This window comes from Bradyrhizobium guangxiense, assembly GCF_004114915.1.
Taxonomy (GTDB): Bacteria; Pseudomonadota; Alphaproteobacteria; order Rhizobiales; family Xanthobacteraceae; genus Bradyrhizobium; species Bradyrhizobium guangxiense.
In genome coordinates, this window is sequence record NZ_CP022219.1 from 1181654 (window position 1) to 1200320 (window position 18667).

15 protein-coding genes are annotated in these 18667 nt (G+C 60.5%); 7 read left to right on the top strand and 8 right to left on the bottom strand.

Annotated features, from left to right (window positions below):
• Positions 1 to 544: 544 nt before the first annotated feature.
• Positions 545 to 859, bottom strand: a complete 315-nt coding sequence (locus X268_RS39275; protein WP_164937555.1) for a hypothetical protein — start codon at positions 857 to 859, stop codon at positions 545 to 547.
• Positions 860 to 1057: 198 nt separating this feature from the next.
• Between X268_RS39275 and X268_RS05595 the strand changes: the two genes are divergently transcribed.
• On the top strand, positions 1058 to 2227 hold the full coding sequence (locus X268_RS05595) for a hypothetical protein (protein ID WP_128924006.1): 1170 nt from the start codon (positions 1058 to 1060) through the stop codon (positions 2225 to 2227).
• 745 nt (positions 2228 to 2972) lie between these two features.
• A complete protein-coding gene (locus X268_RS05605) occupies positions 2973 to 3392 on the top strand; it encodes a hypothetical protein (RefSeq protein ID WP_128924008.1) in 420 nt (139 codons plus the stop codon).
• A gap of 13 nt (positions 3393 to 3405) precedes the next feature.
• Here the strand turns inward: X268_RS05605 and X268_RS05610 are convergent, their stop codons facing one another.
• From X268_RS05610 to X268_RS05620, 3 genes are all read right to left on the bottom strand, one after another.
• Positions 3406 to 3660, bottom strand: a complete 255-nt coding sequence (locus X268_RS05610) for a hypothetical protein (RefSeq protein WP_128924009.1) — start codon at positions 3658 to 3660, stop codon at positions 3406 to 3408.
• A gap of 303 nt (positions 3661 to 3963) precedes the next feature.
• On the bottom strand, positions 3964 to 5079 hold the full coding sequence (locus X268_RS05615; RefSeq protein WP_245477786.1) for a polysaccharide biosynthesis/export family protein: 1116 nt from the start codon (positions 5077 to 5079) through the stop codon (positions 3964 to 3966).
• Positions 5080 to 5454: 375 nt separating this feature from the next.
• On the bottom strand, positions 5455 to 6198 hold the full coding sequence (locus tag X268_RS05620; RefSeq protein WP_128924010.1) for a metallophosphoesterase family protein: 744 nt from the start codon (positions 6196 to 6198) through the stop codon (positions 5455 to 5457).
• A 593-nt stretch (positions 6199 to 6791) separates the two neighbouring features.
• Between X268_RS05620 and X268_RS05625 the strand changes: the two genes are divergently transcribed.
• Positions 6792 to 8222 carry an undecaprenyl-phosphate glucose phosphotransferase gene (locus tag X268_RS05625; RefSeq protein ID WP_128924011.1) on the top strand — a complete coding sequence of 477 codons (1431 nt, stop codon included), beginning with the start codon at positions 6792 to 6794 and terminating at the stop codon, positions 8220 to 8222.
• Between the two features lie 225 nt (positions 8223 to 8447).
• Here the strand turns inward: X268_RS05625 and X268_RS05630 are convergent, their stop codons facing one another.
• The 3 genes from X268_RS05630 to X268_RS05640 form a co-directional block, all read right to left on the bottom strand.
• Positions 8448 to 8741: a hypothetical protein gene (locus X268_RS05630; RefSeq protein ID WP_128924012.1), complete on the bottom strand. Its 294-nt coding sequence runs from the start codon at positions 8739 to 8741 to the stop codon at positions 8448 to 8450.
• A 449-nt stretch (positions 8742 to 9190) separates the two neighbouring features.
• A complete protein-coding gene (locus X268_RS05635; protein ID WP_128924013.1) occupies positions 9191 to 11422 on the bottom strand; it encodes an AAA family ATPase in 2232 nt (743 codons plus the stop codon).
• 31 nt (positions 11423 to 11453) lie between these two features.
• Complete coding sequence (locus tag X268_RS05640; RefSeq protein WP_245477787.1) at positions 11454 to 12020, bottom strand: hypothetical protein; 567 nt, start codon at positions 12018 to 12020, stop codon at positions 11454 to 11456.
• Positions 12021 to 12628: 608 nt separating this feature from the next.
• Between X268_RS05640 and X268_RS05645 the strand changes: the two genes are divergently transcribed.
• The 4 genes from X268_RS05645 to X268_RS05660 are packed head-to-tail and all read left to right on the top strand — an operon-like array spanning position 12629 to position 17389.
• Positions 12629 to 13840, top strand: a complete 1212-nt coding sequence (locus tag X268_RS05645) for an acyltransferase family protein (protein WP_245477789.1) — start codon at positions 12629 to 12631, stop codon at positions 13838 to 13840.
• 7 nt (positions 13841 to 13847) lie between these two features.
• Complete coding sequence (locus X268_RS05650; RefSeq protein WP_128924014.1) at positions 13848 to 15185, top strand: hypothetical protein; 1338 nt, start codon at positions 13848 to 13850, stop codon at positions 15183 to 15185.
• 9 nt (positions 15186 to 15194) lie between these two features.
• Positions 15195 to 16301, top strand: a complete 1107-nt coding sequence (locus tag X268_RS05655) for an acyltransferase family protein (protein ID WP_128924015.1) — start codon at positions 15195 to 15197, stop codon at positions 16299 to 16301.
• Positions 16298 to 17389 (top strand): acyltransferase family protein, encoded by a 1092-nt coding sequence (locus X268_RS05660; protein WP_128924016.1) that lies wholly within the window; start codon positions 16298 to 16300, stop codon positions 17387 to 17389. The genes X268_RS05655 and X268_RS05660 overlap by 4 nt, the downstream gene beginning before the upstream one ends.
• Before the next feature lie 21 nt (positions 17390 to 17410).
• Here X268_RS05660 and X268_RS05665 read toward each other — a convergent pair whose 3' ends face one another.
• Positions 17411 to 18511, bottom strand: coding sequence for a glycosyltransferase family 4 protein (locus tag X268_RS05665; RefSeq protein WP_245477790.1), 1101 nt, complete (start codon positions 18509 to 18511; stop codon positions 17411 to 17413).
• Between the last annotated feature and the right edge of the window lie 156 nt (positions 18512 to 18667).

Below are 18667 nucleotides of genomic sequence, written 5' to 3' on the forward strand. Positions count from 1 at the left end.
GTACGGCTCAATAAATCCGGCGCAAAATTGCGCAAGAACGGCTGGGCAGAGCCAGGGGACGCCGGATGCAGCTTGGCTTGTCGTCCCTGGCCAACGCCGCCGGGCTGCCGAACGCGCGTTTCCTGAGCGCTGGGTTCTCTGGATAGGACCCGCCAGGGGACGGTTATCTGTTGATATCGTTTCCTTACAGTGCCGGACTGGCACTCCCCGGCGGAGTTTGTGGTATCGAGGCCGCCTTCGTTCGTCACACCAACGCAGCCCCGGGGCGCCTTTTTTGGGGCCATTGCGAATTGGGCTGAAGCAGTCTAGGTACGGCGATTATGAACCCATTGGATCAGGCCTTTCACTTGGATCATCACTTGATGATCCAACAACGGACGCGGCGAGCTCGCTCGGTCGTGGTCTCGGTGGCCGGTCTGTTCGTCGCCGGAGCAATTGGTACCTGTGTGGCGAGCAGTTACGACGAGCCGCTTCAATCGGCGGCGCCAGCGAGGCCGCCGGCGGCGGCGCCAGATGATAAGCCTCCCCTGAGCCTCATGAGCCTTCAGCTAAAGGAGGCCAATGAGACCGACGAGCTCAAACGGCAGATTGCCGACCAGCGCGCCGAGATGAAACGGCTCTCGGACCAGATGTCTGCGCTGATCTCACGAATGGCCGCTTTGGAAGTATCGCTCGAGCGGCAGGTCCAGCAATCGTCGAGCATGTCGGCCTCAATACCCCCCGCCGGTTCGGAGGGGCCCGCCCCAATTTCCAGCCGTCCCTCGGCAGTTGCAAGGCCGCTCAAGAAGCGAGCGCCAGAACGAGGACCGATGGGGCCGATATCGGTGGGCGGAGCCCCGTTAACGACCGCGTCAGCCATTCCGCGGCAATGATCGTCCCGAGCCCCGCTTTTGCAGCCGCGACGGGGCCCAGGTTTGCCCCAGTTTTGCGTCGGCGGAGAAGCCTCTGAGGAGCTTCTCCTGCGCTGCTTTGAGGGGCCGAAGCTATCACTTGCTGGCTTTTCCGCATTGTTGCATATCGAATAGGAGCCACTGAGCCCGAATCGGACGATGCAATCATGAGTCCGGCAGAGCTACTTCCGAGCGATCCAAATCCAAGCGATGCGACGTCCACGGAAGTCCAATTTGCGCTTGTGATCGCGCGCATCCTCGAAACCGTGAAAGGCGACCCCGAATACATGCGGCAGGTCGTCTACGATCTCGCCCGCCATAAGCTTCAGGAGCAGTTTACCCACACAGATGCGGCCGACGTCCGCCGCATGCAAGCTGCCCTGGAAGCCGCGATCAATGGCGTAGAGCAATTCTCTCGGCAAGATCCGGGCGCTCCAAGTCTACCCCCTCCGCAGCTTACGAAAGCGCCCGACTTTGGCGGAGCTCCCGGCCCAGAGAGTGCTCCCGCGCCGCGCGCCAGAGAGATCGTGCTTTTCGAGGAGGGCACTCACGTCCGCCCTCGCTTCGAATGGGTGACGAAGCGCAGGGTGACGGTGCTGCTCGCGCTCGCGGCTGCAGGACTGCTCTTGTTTGAACGAGATCACCTGGTCAGCCTGATCTCCAGTTCCGGCAAGCCGATCGAGCAGGCTTTGCAGGAAGGAGGTCCTTCCGCCACGATTACGATCCCGATCCCGTCAGCGCCCCCGACCACGGCTCTTACGACGGCGCCGACTGTGGCAACGAAGCCTGCACGCGCCCTTCCCAGCGAATATGGGGTGTACGCACTCGATGAGGAGGATCGTCCGACAGTCAAACTGCAGTTGCTACCCGGAAAGGCGCCAGACATAAGGATCGCTTTCTCCCCGACGTTCAAGGTGCCGGATCAGCCTGCTTTGCCGAGTGGACACGTCAAGTTCGTCGTGTTTCGGCGCGAAGCCGTGAACAGCATTCCGGAGGCTGCCGAGGTTCGCGTCGTGGCCAAGATCTCCCGTGAATTTTCAACCGCAGCCGCCGGTAAGAAGTTGAATGACGATGACGACGTCTGGGTCATCCGCAACTTCTCTTACGCTTTCCAGGTCAGTCCGGTCGCGGGCTCTCCGGAGATGTACGAACTTCGAAGCGAGGATCCTGCGCTGGATCTTCCGGCGGGCAATTATGTGCTAGTCTTGAAGGCGCAAACCTACTTCTTCCGGATTGGTGGAGAGATCGTCGATCCAAGGCAATGCATGGAGCGGGTGGTCGCCAGCAACGGCACGTTCTATGCGCCATGCAGGCCGGCGCGCGGCGCAGGTAGATGATATCGCACTGTGCCCCATTGGCGAACCGCATGCGACTAGCGACAGAGGCCGATCTTTGACGCGTGCGAAGCTTTCGGATTCCGCCCTCGCTGGGCCGCCTTCATAACGATTCAAAGCCGAGCGATCGTGGAACGGGAAGCGCCCAGAGTGGTTTCCATTTCGGCCGAACCACAATTGAAGAGAAGCGATTATGTTGCGTTCAATATTACTGTGCAGCGCGATTGTACTCTTTGGGCCGGTCGCGAAGGCCGAGAATTGCCAGTTCGTGGGCGGCGGCAAAATCATCTGCGACAACGGGGTCGCGGCACGGCGCTATGGGCAGACCACCTACTGGAACGACGGGACGATATCTGAGCAGTACGGGACAACGACATACAACAGCGACGGCAGTAGTGCTCGGCAATACGGAAACACCACGATTTTCAGCGACGGCGCGTCAGCCCGGACGTATGGGAATCGCACTTATTTCAGTGACGGTAGGTCTTGTTATCGGTACGGTCGCCAGCTTCACTGCGATTGAAGGGCGAACACGCAAGTAGAGACGCCGGCGCCCAGTCACAGCCATCGCGCGGCGGTGATGGGCACGTCGATCTGTCCTATTTCGGGGGGCGCGCACCGGTGCTCGCCCTGAAGCTCCTGAGAGCTGGATAGCGGAGATCAAGCCAGTGCATTCGTAGCTTTAAAGCTTCGTTAACTATGGCCGCGCCATCCTCCCGCCTGCCGACCTCAAACGAGACCTCCGTGCATGTTTCAGCTCTTTGCGAAGGCTCGCGATCAGCGTCTTTTTCGCCGAGCGGGATCGACGACATTTCGGGTGCGCTCGGCCAAGCGTGACTCAGAGCAAGATCAACGCCGGGTTGCAGCGATCATGGTCGCCATCGACGATGCGATCGCGGCAGCCGAGCGCGAGCGCGCCGGCTTAAGTCGGCGGGTCGAGGAGGTCCTGGCGCGGCCAGCCGTGACGCTGGGAAACGATGACGACGAATATCTGTACCGCGAACCGCTGGACAGTCATCACCAGGATCTATTCGACGCGGAAATCGTCAATGGCCAAAGGCGGCTGAAGGAGTTGGGCTCCGCAATCGCTCATTTCAGGTTCGTCAGGGCCGCGATGCAAAGCCGGTTTCCTGACTACAAGTCCCGCGCTGACGACGCGGGGGCATAGTGCCAGCTGCGGCTCAGCCAGCGTTGTGACCGGGAAGCGCACTCGCCTGCTGGCCGGCAACTTCCGCGGGAAAAGCCCTGAGTAGCGCCCCTGCCAGATAGCTAAGCTGCAGCAGGACGACAAATATCAATACGGACGACAGGGAGTGTGATGTCGTCGCACTGACGACGATTCCACCCAAGGCGATGCCCGGGATGAGAATGAACACCGGGTACCGGAGCCCCAGGGCGAGGCCTATCAGTACAGTACCGGCTACGAGCATCGTCACGGGAGCACTCCAAATGGCTCCGTGACGGTAGGCTCGTCGGGCTAACGTTGCCTTAAGTCATATGGCAAAATTTTCCTTGCAAGTGGAGGCCGGGCGGCACGGTCCGCTCTCTTCGAGACGGTGTCGCCGAGACTTCTCGTGCATGGCTCAACGTGCATGGCTCAATATGTCCTTGTGCCTGCTCCATTTGACGAGGGAGTTCAGGACCGGCGCCGTCGGCGCCGCGCCGGGTCCGCGTTCGGCATGCTGGAGCTTGCAATGCCCTCACTCGGATCTGCGCCAAGCAAGAGGGTCACAAGAGGGTCACTTCGAGTTCACGATGGAGTTGATGTTCGCCGCGTTGGCTGTCGCGGCATCCAGCGGCGCCATGAGCTTGATGAATTCAGTCGAAGGCGACTCGGCGACCGAAATCACATCGTGATCGCGCACTCTGAACGAATCCGCCTGGAACCAGCCATCAGGCTTGCTCATGTCGAACTTGTAGACGGCAGGCACCAGCGCCGTCGGAAAGCCTCTGACCTCGAGACCAACGTTTTCCAACAATTGCTTCGGCTCGAACCGGTAGACGAACACAGACTTTGAGTTGGCACGGCTTCCGTCGAGGCCGCCCGCTTTCGCAAGCGCTTCCGCGAGTGACATATCGTAGTTCTCGAACGTGAAGCGACGGTTGTTCGTTCCGCCGATGGAGCCGGGGGTAGGTGTCGATCCGAACGCCATGAACACGCGCGGAACGCGCGTCAGGAAGATCACATCGCCAGGCGCCAGCAAGATGTCTTCGGGCGGTCGTCGAACGATGGCGGCGAGGTATTGGCTGTACGTCTTCCCGGCGCGCTTCAGCGTGACGGTGACCTCGTAGTCGGGATATTTCGGCCCTCCCGCTCTGGCGATTGCCGCCAACAGCCGAAGCCCGCCCGGGTCGATCGGGAAGCGCGAGGGTGAATTGGCCTCGCCAAGCACGCTGACCTGATTTCCGCGCTGCTCCGCGACCGCCACAACGACCTGTGGCTCGATTGCGCGCTCCTTAAGTCGATCGCGGATGATCGCGGAAACCGCGCGCGGCGTTAATCCCGCGACTTTGATCGTGTCCGCGAAAGGAATATTGATGCTGCCGGTCTGATCGACCTGCTGTCGCGGTATGTCGACGAAATTGCCCGACCTGACGCCTGCTTCGCCAGGAATGAACAATCCACCTGCTTGCGCCTCGAAGACTGTGACGGTCAGAATGTCACCGATACTGATCGGCGCGTCGCGATGGCCTCCGGGCACGGATGCGAACGACATGCCGGTCGCATTGGTGATCGTGTTGGTGGCCTGCATCACGGTGGCGTTGATGGGCATCAGGACATAGGGAAGCGGCGCTGACGGCTCCGTGACGATCGCGGCGTTCTCGTGGACCGAAGCGGAGTCGGGCGCGTCCATCGGGATGAACCCGGCGCATCCGGTCATCGTCACTGCGACGAAGATCAGTACTGTATGGTGACGAACGACAGTCGCAATTGATCTTCCTGACTCGGTGACCACAATAACCTCACGCTGTTTACGGGGACTGCGACGAACGTAGCAATCATCCTGTCATCGAGTCACTCTTGTCGGGTTTCGTTCGCGCGAAACTGCGGCGCTTGTGGCCTCCATGCAACGCGCTGACAAGAGCATTCGCCTCAGCGGTGGCGAACGATTGAGCAATGTGGCTTCTTCTTGGCTGCAATCAGCGACAGCGACAAAGCGTGACACACAATCGACTTGCTTACGACGTTGTTCTCGCCGGCGGGAACTTTGTCGTCGTGGCGGTGCGGTTCAAACCGCGAGCATGCTCGTGCCCTGGATGCTCATCAGCGTAAGATTGCCTGTCGCATAAGCGCCCGTGTCGATATTGGCTCGGTTCGACAGCAACTGCGCGTTGCGCACTGGAGTATGGCCGTGCACGATGTATTTGCTGAAGCGTTCATCACTCTGGAGGAATTCTTCGCGGATCCACAACAGGTCGGTCTCTCGCTGCTCGGATAAAGGCACGCCTGGTCGTATGCCGGCGTGCACGAAGAAGAAATCCCCGCAGGTGAACGATGGCCGCAGGTTGCGCAGGAACTCGACATGATCCGGCGGCAAGACGCGGGCGAATTGGCGCAGTAAAGCGACTCGCTCCTCTTGCTCGGGTGTCGGATGAGACAGTGAAACGCCATAGGACGTCAGTGTTTGGGCTCCACCCACGCGGAGCCAATCGTCCAGCAAGTCGGGGCTGCGCAGCGCCGTGGCCAAGAGAGCCTCGTGATTTCCCTTTAAGAACACGGTGTTGGCCCGCCGGCTGCGCTTCACCAGAACGTCGAGGGTCGATCGGGCATCGGGCCCGCGGTCGATGTAGTCGCCCAAAAACACCTCGATCGCATGCCGTGGCTTGCTCCGGGCGAGATCGGCATCGATCACCCGCAGCATCGGCTCGAGCAAAAGGGTGCACCCGTGTATGTCGGAGATGGCGTAGATGCGGACCCCGTCCGGCAGCGTGGGCTTCCGCTTCGGTGGACGCGATCGAAAAAGCGGCATCATTGTTTGCACGTGCTCAAAATCGCTTCATCCGTTGAGAGCGATGCAATCGGCGACAGGGGATCATGATGACACGAGGGAGCGCGCGGGACGACGTTCAGGTCCTCGCAACGGCCCTTGACGTGCCTCGCACCGGACCATGCTGCAGGGATTTGAACCCAGTCCGCTCGGCTTCGATAGCGAAGTGATGAGATTGCGCGTGTGAGTTGTTGCATGATCCTAACGATGCGGAGCCATCAAGCACGAATGTCATCGATCGCGACGAAAGAAGCAACGAAGCAACGCTCATGACTACTCATATGTGATGCGAATGCACGCATCGAGGGAGTGGAACCGAACGATTGTTCCTCGATGCGTAAAATATCGGCGAAACGGATGTAAATCGAAGCGCTGCGCCGATCTTGATGTCAGCGTCATGAAGACATTATGCGTGCGCGGCATGCAAGTCGTTCGAGAGTTTTGAGCAGCTCTGCGCTGCAAAAAAATCTCATGCCGCGCCACAATATCGCTGCGATCGGTTAACCCCCTCCACTGCGAAAGCCGCAAATCATCTGCATCGCGATGAGCGTCATGCGTGCCCGCCGATAGAGGTTCGAATGGCTGTTGCAACTTACGGTACCGAGGACGTCTACTCCGTCTCTCTCGCGCGCGGCACGGTTCTTCAAAGACCGTTTCAGGTCTTCATCATCGCCGCCGATTTCCTGGTGGTGTTGATCTGCTATGTCGTCGCATCTTTCCTATACAGCGCTTCTTTCGGGTTGCCGCTTGAACCGGCCTCGCTGGGTCCTGGAACGATCGTTGGTCTGGCATTCGTCACGATGGGGTACTTCCAGGGTATCTACGACACGCATCGTCTGTTGAGGCTCGTCTGGCAGTTGCGCAAGGGCGTCATGATCTGGTCGGCCGCGTTGACGGTTCTCGCCGTTGCTGCATTCCTGCTGAAATCAACGGATAACCTGTCTCGCGGCACCGTCATCATTTTCGCAGGCGTCGGTGGCATCGGGCTGATGAGCGTTCGCTTTGCCTGGCAGTACGCCCTGGGCTCGAGCTTTGCGAAAGGACGCTTGGTCGATCGGAAAGTCGTCCTGCTCAGCCTGAAGCCGCTCGACTTCACCTCGAGCCGGTTCAAGGACCTCCGCAAAAATGGCTTCGACGTGGTGCGCCACTTCGTGTTGAGCGGCGATGGCGGCGGGAATCACTGGGAGACACAGATTCGCGATGTGATCCGCGAGGCTCGCGTGGCGGACATCGATGAATATCTTCTGGCCGTCGACTGGAGCGAGCTGCCGGTGCTGCAGAAGCTCGGCAAGCACTTGCGTGCAGTGTCCCAGCCGGTGCGCCTGCTTCCCGACGGTCCGATCGCGGACCTGGTCTCGCGTCCTTTCCTGCCCGTCAGCGGCACCGTTGCAATCGAGCTTCAGCGACCCCCGCTGACCGTGTTCGAGCGATTGCAGAAGCGCTGTCTCGACATCGGGCTTGCGCTGTTCGGCTTGATCGTTCTGGCGCCCTTGCTGTTGACCGTTTGCGTTCTGATCAAGCTGGATTCTCGGGGGACGATCATCTTCCGCCAGTGGCGCCGCGGGTGCAATGGCAAGCCGTTCGAGATCTGGAAGTTTCGAACGATGACCGTTAGCGAGAACGGACACACGGTGACTCAAGCCACGAAGGGCGATGCGCGCGTGACCAGGTTTGGGCGCTTCCTTCGCATGACGAGCATCGACGAACTGCCCCAGCTCTGGAACGTACTACGCGGCGATATGTCTTTGGTCGGCCCGCGTCCGCACGCGCTGGCGCACGATAATTACTATGACGAACTCATCCGCAATTACATCTATCGTCATCACGTGAAACCGGGCCTGACTGGCTGGGCACAGGTCAATGGCTTTCGCGGCGAGACGCCGACGATCGATCTAATGGAAAAGCGCGTGGAATACGACGTTTGGTACGTCGGCAACTGGAGCATCTGGCTCGACCTGAAGATTCTGGCGCGCACGGCGTCGGCCGTCATCTTTCAGGAGGCATACTAGGGCGAGCCGGGATCCGGGGGGCGTTCTAGCGCCTCACGTCGATCTGGGTTCCACGCTTGTCGCGCGCGCGGCAAGAGCCGTTGCACACCTCCACCGGCGCAGCCGTTCGGGCGGGAACCTGGGGTCTGCGGCGCGATCGTCGCTGGAGCATCGTCGAAGGAAAGTGGTTACCTGGCCTGCCAGGGAAAGATCCGCGGTAACGACTGTTCCTCGTCTCGTCGCGCTTCAGCGGTCGTAGTGCATCGATTTCCTGAACAGGCGAACGATCGCATCGCGCAGCGCGAGCAGTGGGGGAACGAGGACAAAAAACGCCCCCATCGCGATCGAAGCAACCACGTGGCGAAGCGAAAAAGGCCTTTCCTGCTCGAGTTGTCCTGGGCTGGGATCGATAGAGGCCGCCGACAGGGTCCTGGCCGGCGAGCTGGTTTTCCGTCGCGGTTTTCGGGGAGGAACCACAATCACCACGAACAGGATGTTGAGCAACACCCAGATGCCCAAAACAACCAAAACGACGACCATTTGGACCTACCGAGAAACGCCAAAAGTATGGGCTTACGTTAGCCCGGGAGGCCCCAGAAGGGAAGGTGCCTGGAACGGACTTGCGGGGGGCGGATCGAACGGCACCGTACCCTTGGCCGGCCGCAACGGCTTCCGTCAATCGATACCCTCTTGGCTACGGCAATGATCGCGTTTTGTTGATTCCGGATGAATACGGACGATGCGCAGCGGGCGTGTTCGCGCCGGCTCGCTGTCGCAAGCTCGTCGCAATCTCAGTGGAGAGGCGGGATCTGAGACGATTTGAGGGGGTCTTGGCTCAACAGCGCCTCGGGGTCGCGCTCCCGCGAGGCCGACGAGCCTCTCTCGCTGTAAGGCTTCGCTCTCCCGTCGTTCGCGGTCGCGCTGCGCGCTCAGTCGACGGATGGAACATGGGAACATGCCGGCGGGCAAGCGCCGCCGGCATCGCTGTTCTATGCGTGCTCGACGTAGTAGCTGTTGTGGTGCTTGCCCTTGTACGCCTCGATGCGCTTGAGCATCTTCGGGTTGGCGCGGTTGAGCACGGCGCCAAGCAGCTTCTTCTGGAGGATTTCCGACCCGGAAACCGACTCCTGAAGAGCGCTTCGTGTCGTCTGTCCCCATTCGATCACGTAGACCATGGCGTCGATCAGGAGGCTGACGGCCTTTGCGTCCGCCACCGGCATCACCGGGGCGAGGTCGATCACGATGTACTCGTAGTGCTCCCTCAGCACCTTGAGCAGTTCGGCCATCGCCTTCGAGCCGACGATGTCGGCCGAATTGACCATTCGGGACGCGACGACGGAGGGCAGGAAATCCAGACCCGTCTCCTTGCTTCGCTGCACATGGTAGCCGAGGCTCGCAGGGTCGTTGAGGGCTTCCACCAGTCCCGTCTTGGCGTTCGGAGCGAGCACCCGGGTGAGCGAGCGCGTGTGCAGATCGCCGTCAATCAGGACGACGCGATGGCCGGTGAGGGCAATCAACTGGGCGAAGTTCGCCGCCACCGTCGTCTTTCCTTCCTTGGGAAGCGAAGACACGATGCCGATCACCTTGATCTCGCGGGTCAGGCGCGCAACGTCGATCGACACCTTGATGTTGCGCAGCGTCTCGGCAAACCGCGAGAATGGATGATCGACGACGTAGCGGGACAGATCGGCCGGGCTGGTCTTGGATGACGTCGAAAGCAGCGCGCCGGTCGTCGTCGACGGGCGAATGTCGGGCAGAACGCCGAGACACTTGACGCCGAGCTCATCTTCGACCTCGCCAGGGGTCCGCAAGACGTCGCTGAGCAGTTCACGCCCGAATGCGACGCCAAAGCCGAGGCAGAGGCCGCCCACAAGGCCGCCCACCAGCGCCAGAACAGTGCGCGGCGAACTCTTGCGATCCGGGTTGGTGGCGGTGCTGATGAGGCGCGCCTCGCTCAGCGGGAAGCTCTGGTTCTGGGTGGCGCTTTGCAGTTTTTCCAGGAAGTTGTTGTAGAGGTTGCGATAGGTGTCGGCGGCGCTCTCCAGATCCCGGAGTTTGACTTCCGCCTGCCCGGTATGACCGGCCTGGGCGACCAGCTCCTTCACATTCGTCTCCAGGGAAGCCTCTCGACTCTTGGCGATTTCATAGTCGCTGCTATAGGCGTCCCCGATCCGGTGAAGCTCGTCGGCAATGTTCTTGCGGAGCTCCTGCATCTTGTTGGCGAGGTTGACCGCCGCGCCATGGGTTTTGCCGTAGCGCCTCGACAGGTCTGCATATTGCGCGGCGAGATCGAGATATTGGGCGCGCAGGCGCGTGATGACCGAGTTGTTGAGAGCGTCGGTCACCGTCGATTGCGCGACGTCCTGTTCCGAGATCGCGGTGATCCGGTCGAGACGGGCCTTGGCCTCGGCCGTTGCTGCCCGCGCTTGAACCAGCTGCGTGTTCAGGTCCGACAATTGCTGCTCGGACATCAGGCCGCGGCTGGTCCCGACGATGTTGTGCTCGGCCTTGAAGGTCTGCACGGCGCGGTCGCTGGCCGTCGCCTGCTCGCTCAGTTCGATGCTGCGCTGTTGAAGCCACTCGGTGGCCCGCTTGGTGGACTGGTATTTGGCTTCCAGGGCGCCGACGAGATAGGCATTGGCGATGGCGTTGGCGATCTTGGCGGCCTTGTCCGGCGTCCGCGCGCGATAGTTGAGCGACAGAACATAGGTCGTCAGGACGCGCTCCGTCCTCAGGTTCTTCTGAACCTGCTCCACCACCGCATGTTCGATTCGGTCCTGGCTCGCAGGCTCGCTGGAGCTGAACAGCGCCGTCACCTTGCCGAGGATGATGGAGAGCAGGCCGGGGTTCGAGCCGTTGAACTCCGGGTCCTCCGTCAGCTTCAGTCGACGGACGACCGACAAGATCAGGTCGTCCGAGTTGATGACCTCGACCTGGCTGTCGACGTAGCCGGTGTCGATGAGGGCGCTGCTGGTGTTGCTGTCCTTGTCCAGAACCTGTGTCTGACGCGTATCCATCATGATACGGGCATTCGCCGTGTACATCGGTTGCGCCAGGACCAGATAGACGATCACCAGGGCCAGCGACGCGCCGGTGCATGCCGCGACGATCGGCCATTGGCGGCGCAGGACGTCGGCCACGCGTTCGAAGCTGAGGACGGCTCCGCCGAACTCGATGCCGAATCGGTGTCCCGACTGGAAATGTTCTCTGGGCTGATACATGTTCTGCTTCGCTGCCTTTGAGGATCGCTGATCAATTCGGAAGGGGAACGGGCTTGAATGGGTTGGCCAGCTTGGTCTTCCATTCGCCCTCGAGCAGGGCCCCGCCGCGGGACGGTTGCGCCGAGCCCTTGGCTTGCGATTGAGCCGGGGCGCCGGAGCCGTCGTCTCCCGCGGCGGAATAACCTGCTTGCACGTTGAGATCGCCGATCCGCTGCGCGAAATCCCTGATCTTGCGCGCGGCGTCCGGCTTGGTCGAGGTGCATCGCCCTTCGGCGATCTTCAGCGCGGCACCAATGGCCGAACGATCGGTTGAAGCCGAGGCTGTAATCAGCGTCTGCACGGAGGGCAACACCGACGGATTGGTGGCGATAAGGGTCGGGAGCCGGTATCTCAGCTTTTCCTTGTCATTGCGCAGTCGCTCCAGAAGAGAGGAGGGCGACTTGACGAACGTGTCGAGCTCGAGCTGCGAGGCACGGTCTGAAAATTCGACACACTGAGCGCGGCAGGCATCGACGCTCGACACGATCAAGGCGGAACCTGCCAAGACGATCGTCAGCCATCGTGCTGCTGCATGACGACGTGTTAGTCCGCGGCCCATCCGTGTCCCTTGCTCCCTGTTGCAATCGGAGAACAGGCGAAACCTGTCAGGCAACTGTGTCAAATTTTGTGCGACGCAAAAGTTGAGTGGAGATGATCGACGACTACGCAGTAGATGGACTGCTCTTCGGCCGGTTGTAAAATGAGGACATGCAATGCCTGCGAGATCGGCAGGATCGCGCCTAGGAATGTTGCAGCGTGAAAACATATGAGGCGTTTGCGCGTTCAAGCGCCGCGTGCAAGCGTCGCAAAAGCGACACAAGTCACCACGTCGACATTGGTTCCGACCTGCGAGAAAATTATCTGCGGCGCGACACGCAGAGGAAATCAGAGTTCTTGCAGTTGGCTTGATCGCACCAGCGCCGGATTTCGCGCACACTTTGCACGCAAATACTCGCAATCATCGCGCTCGAATTGATTTGCGCGCCGGCGCAGCGCGGGCTCAAGCAAAAAGTGGCGTGAACTTGGCGCTCGCATGTCCGAATGAACTGCGAGCGTTGAATTTATCGTCGATCATCATGCGTCGCACGCGAGTCCGCGATCGCAGAGATTGAACACGGGCGAGTCCTGATACACACTGCTGCGGTGCAATAGCTACGGAATGTTGATGTGACGGAGTTGGTTCATCGTGAGAAGGCGCATGTCCTGCCGCTCGACAGCATCCGGGGCATCGCCGCGACATCGGTGGTGATTCACCATCTGCTGCTGATGCCGACGTTCCTCGCGGTGTTCCCGCACAATGCGTGGATCAACTGCTCATTCTTCAGAAGCTCCTGGCTGCTGGTCGATCTTTTCTTCGTCCTCAGCGGCATCGTGATGTCGCTCAGCTACGTCGAGAGCGATTTCGGGCGCTTCTCGCTGCGCGAGTTCATGGTCCGTCGCCTGGCGCGGGTCTATCCGCTGCACATCGTCATGCTGATGGCGAATCTGTTGTTTCGCCTCCTGCGTATCAGCCTGGTCATGGCTGGCGTCGTCGTGGCCGCGCCGGCGGCGTTCGAGGGGAACAATGCCTATTCCTTCGTTCTCAACGTCCTCTTGCTGCACTCGATGGGCTTCATCGACTATCTCAGCTGGAATGCGCCAAGTTGGAGCATCAGCGTCGAGTTCTACACCTATCTGGTGTTTGGCCTGATCGTGCTCTTTGCCCAGCGCATGCGCTCCTTGCTCTGCTTCTACGTTCTCTGCGGCGCGCTCGCGGTCGGGAGCCTGGTCTTCATCATCTTCGTGCTCGACAAGAGGAGCCTTGGCCTTCAGACCGACTTCGGCATCCTGCGCTGTTTCGTGAGCTTTTTCCTGGGAGTGCTGACGGTCAGGATCGTCGATCGCCTGCCTGCTAAGCCGGGTCCTGCCGTGCAGGGCGCGCTGCAATTCGTCGCCATGATCGCCAGCGTCGTGCTGGTGTCCGTGGCGGAGACCAATCCGGCGTCGACCTTCCTCGCTCCCGTGACGTTCGCGATCTTCCTTGGCAGCTTGCTGGCGTTCCCGGATGCGCTGTTAGTGCCGCGGATCCTGGTGGCCAAGCCGCTGGTCTGGCTTGGGAAACGATCCTACTCGATCTATATGGTGCATGCGCTCGTGGTATTGCTCGCCGAATATTTCGTGCGGGGCGTGGGGGCAGGGCGGATCGGCGCACTGGATTCGGTTTGGGCGGGGCTGCCGGCCACGTTGAATTTGGTGGTCTCGCTGGCCGCGGTCCTGGCAGTTTCGCACCTCACTTATCTCTACATCGAAATCCCCGGCGGCAGGTTGATGCGAAATCTGCTCGGAAGCCGTCGGGATTTCGCGCGATCTCCCGCGCGATCGGCGCGGCTGACGAACTGAGCCGGACATGACGATCCTTGCCCTGCATCGACCCAAAATCACGCTGATCAGCCTCAATATCGAGGCGATTGCGCTCGGAGCCTATCTGGTCCGCGACGCCTTCGGCGGCGTGATCCGCTATTACACCAGCATCTATCACATGAACGCGCTCTGGTATGTGCCCGACGGCATTGCGCTTCTGTGTCTCATCCAGTTCTTCGTCCATTGCATCCTGCGCAATCGCAGTACCCTGGCCCTCCTGGTATTGGTGCAGATCATGCTGTCGCTCGTGCTCGGATATTTCATGCTGGGTACGGCCAACGCAGCGGTCTCATCGTTCAAGATGATGCTGCCGGTGTTCGTCGGATTCTGCTTTTGCGATTCGAGCCTCGGCTCATACAAAAAGCTTCTGTCGGTCATCGCGGTGACCTTCTACCTGTCGGTGATCGGTGTTTTCCTGACGAAGTTCTACCTGATGCCCTGGGTGGGCTACAAATACGAGTCCTTCGGCGCGGTGCGCGAGGCCGGCCGGTTGTGGTGGGCCTATGGCGGCGACGACCAGCGCCTGATGGGCTTTGCTGCCGACAACACCATGGCTGCCTTTTTCATCCTGGTTTCGTTCGCGATCACGTCGATTCGCATGAGCACCACCTGGTGTCTCCTGCTCGGTTCCGTCGCGATCTATGCCATCAAGCTGACCACGAGCAAGACGACTATGATCGTCCTCGTGCTCTATCTTCTCCTGCTGGTATTGGTGCGGATGCTACCGGAGAAGTCGCGCTTTCCCGCGATCCGAACTATCGCGCTGTGGTCGTATGCCTCGATCCTCGTGCCGTTCTTCATGATCGTGGTCGCTTCCGGGACCGCCGCGGTGCCGCATTCGACCCTCTTCAGCATCCTCGATCGCATCAACAACAGTTGGCAAAAGCCGTTTGTCTACCTCACGCAGCTCATGCCCATCGGCCTCGTGACCGGCTGTGGTGCAGGTTGCTTCAACTATCCGCAGCAGCTGTTCTCGCCGCTCGCGCCATTTTGGGTGCCAGTCGACAATTTCTACATCGGGACCTATCTGATGTTCGGGCTCCCCTTTGTCGCGTTCATGGTAATGGTGTTCCGGTCGACGTTTGGAGCAACCGACGTCTACAAGCTGACGCTGATCTTCGTCGTCAACTTGTTCACGATCACGGTGCTGAATTACGGCCCGGCGTCCGGTCTGCTGATCATCGCATTGAGCTTCAGCGAAGTGTTTTCGCGCCGTGCGGCCTCCGCACGGGCGGGCGAGGCCGTGCCGATCGTCATGCGGCCGTCGGTGCCGTCATTGGAAGGCTTCCGTCCGGAGGTCCCGGCGGCGAGCGGAAGCAGGTGAGAACCAACGATGCATAAACGGCTCGCATTCATCGACACGCTGCGCGGCATTGCCGTGTTGTCGGTCCTGGTCCAGCACGTATTCGAGATCATCGTCGAAAAGCATCCGACGGGCGCCTATTACTGGCCCATTCACGACGTGTTCGGCTACTACATGAATTTCGGCCGGTTCGGCGTCGTGCTGTTCTTCTTCGTCAGCGGCTTCGTCATTCCATTCAGCTTTCCGGACAGCGCCACGCCCGTGCGGGATTTCTCGATCAGCCGCTTCTTCCGGCTCTATCCGGCCTACTGGACCTCGCTCGTGGTCGGGCTGGTGACGATGCAGCTGTTGGAGTCGAAGATCTATCCGGTCGGGCAGGTCGCCGCGAACGTGACGATGTTGCAGACCTTCATCAACGTCCCGAACCTCTGGGTATTCTACTGGACGTTGGCGATCGAGTTGCTGTTCTATGTTGGATGCACCATTCTCTTTGCGATGGGGCTGCTGAACCGGCGCTTCACAGCGGTGACGATTGTTCTCGCAGCCGCGCTAATCGGAACCACCGCTGCACTGCTGGTGGAGAACCGGACCGTTTCCTCGGTGATGGAGGTCGGGTTGAACCTGTCGGCCATGTTCCTGGGCAAGATCGTTCGCGATACCGTCATCGGCGGAAAGCTGCGATGGACCCACGTGGCCGTCTGCACCCTTCTATATGCGATCTTCGCCATCGCGCTGTCCGACCGGCGGTTCGGAGGCGTGTATCACGAGAACTTTTTCTACAGCTACTCGATCGGATCGGCTTATGTCTGCGCGGCGCTGGTGTTCATCGGCTTTGCCGTGTTCGGCGAGAAGATGGCATGGCGTCCGATGGCATTCGTCGGTGTGATCAGCTATTCGGTCTATCTGATGTCGCCGTTCGTGATCGTCTTCATCCACCGCCTCGTCTGGTTCGGCGATGGCCCGCTCGGATGGTCGATCTTTCTGGCTGTGATCCTGGCGCTATCGCTTCTTGTCAGCTGGATGACGTTTGCCTTCGTGGAGAAGCCCAGTATTGCCTTTGGGCACAGGTTCCGCTCTGCGCGCCGAAACAAGGTGGTTCTCGAGCCAGCGCTCAGCACGCAAGGCGCCGCAGAGTGAGCGGGACTGCGCACCAGCCGGGCGTCGCCTACGACGGGTCGTTCGTTCCGTCGGTCCAGGGGCTTCGCGGCATTGCGGCGCTCAGCGTGCTGATGGATCATTTCTACGACATGCCGAAGGGCGGCGTGTACGACATGCCGGATCCCGGATTCCTGCCGTCGCTCTGGCCCTGGCTGCAGTCGGTGATCAACGTCGGCGGGCATGGTGTCGAGCTGTTCTTCATGATCAGCGGCTTCCTGATTCCGGCGAGCTTGGTGCGGCACGGGTCGCTGCCGCGGTTCTTCTTCGATCGCGTCCTGCGCATCATGCCGGTGTTCGTCGTCCTGCATCTGGCGCTGTTCGCGATAGGTCCGATCGTCGCTTACAAGTTCTTCCGTGGGATCGATCTGACCAGCTATCTCGGGATCTTCGCGGCCAATCTGTTCTTCGTGCAGGACGCGCTCGGCCTGCCCATTGCCCAGCAGAATGCCTGGACGCTGACCTATGAGTGGGCGTTCTACATCTGGTTTGCCGCGACGTTTTCGATGCTGCGCATCGGCGGCAAGTTGCTGGCCGCGCCCTTGATCCTGCTCGGCATCGCCTGCCTCCTGCATTGGCCGATCACGGCGTTCTTCTGCATCGGCATGCTATTTAGTGCGACGGGCTTTCGTATCTCGATTCCCGGGCGCCTCGGCTTGATCGCTGGCCTTGCTTGCGGAGCGGCGATGTATGCGAGCCTGGTGTTGTTTCACCCGTTCGTGGGGCTCCTTCCCGGCTTCCTGCTGTTCGGCATGGTGCTTGCTCCGGAGTCGGGCCTCGGCAAGGCTCTGAGTGCGCCGGCCCTGCAGTATGTCGGCAAGATCAGCTACAGCCTTTATCTCGTGCATCCCTTCGTGCTGTTCCCCTTGCAGGTGATCGGCCTGAAGCTGGTCGCCGCCGGCGTCGATCGCTGGCTGCTGTGGGCTGCCTTTATCGGACTCGGGCTGGTGATGTCACTGGTCGCGAGCGCGATCAGCTATGAGTTGATCGAGGTGAGGCTGAGGCGCCTGTTGGATGGTGCGATCCGCGGTATGTTCTTTCGGCCGCTCAAGATCGGGCAATCGGTTTGACGGTCCGCGCGCTGGTCGCGGTCAGCTCACGGTACGGCCGGCGAGCTTGTGATAGGGTCCCAGCAGCTGCTCGGCGATGCGGTCCCAGTTCAAGAGACTGGCCGCTGTCTGCCGCGCGCCATCGGTCAAGGTCGCCGCAAGCGGCTTTGAGGTCAGCACGCGTTCGAGTGCATCGGCCAGTGCAGTGGCATCGCCGGGAGGCACCAGAAGTCCGTTGACGCCGTCTGTCACGACGTCGGGAATGCCGCCAGTCGCGCTGGCAACGACGGGACGGCAATTGCCGTAGGCGGATGCAAGCACGCCGCTCTGCGTTGCATCCTTATAAGGCAACGCGACCACGGTGGCGGATTGAAACAGCTGTCCGGTATCCGCGGGCGAAATATAGGCATTGATGCTCTTGACGGTCGGCATCGCCTCCATGCGTGCTCCGAGCCGCGTCATCTCGGGGCCGCGGCCGGCGACGATCGCCTCGTGCGGGACACCGCGCCGGACCAACATGTCGATCGCATCGATGAAGACGTCGAGGCCTTTGTAAGCCCACATCCGTCCAAAGAACAGAATACGCGCGGCCTCGGGCGTGGCGATCGCGCCCGAAGCCGGCGGAACCATGAGCACGCCGTGCATGCTGGAAACCGTGTGGCCCTTGAAGTTGGGCGAAGCGCGGCGAAAATCGGCAATACAGCTTTCGCCGTGCGTGGTGACGACTGACGCAGCCGCGCGCATGCGCTCGCGCCAAGCATCTTCACGAGGCGAGGTGCCGGAGCCGCCCTCCGAATGCGGAATTGCATCGTGAACCGTCAGCACCAGGGGAATGCCAAGTGGGCGGAGAAGTTGGATCAACTGTGACGTGTAGATCTCTGGAACTTCGTGACAATGAATCACGTCCGGACGAAACGATATTATGTCGAGGAAGGACGCGGGAATGCCGAGCACGCCGCCGCCACGGCGCAGGCTCATGTTGCGGATCCGGGTCTCGAAGGGCGCCTCGACAGCGATATCGGCAAGTTCCCACTGCTGGTTCGCGTCCTTGCGGTTGAGCACGAGGCGGACGTCGCAATGATGCGCCAATCCTGATGCGAGCCGGTAGGAGTATTCCGCAAAATGCGGTGCATAGATGGCCACACGCAAGCGCTTGGAGTGATGGAGAGAACGCGGAGCGGGCGAACTTATCAAGGCATCCATTTTGCATCACTTCGCAAAGGTTGATTGGAGTGTAGTCCACGATTTGAACTCACTTCCACTCTAAATCTTAATCGTGACGGCGCTCATGCGATTGCC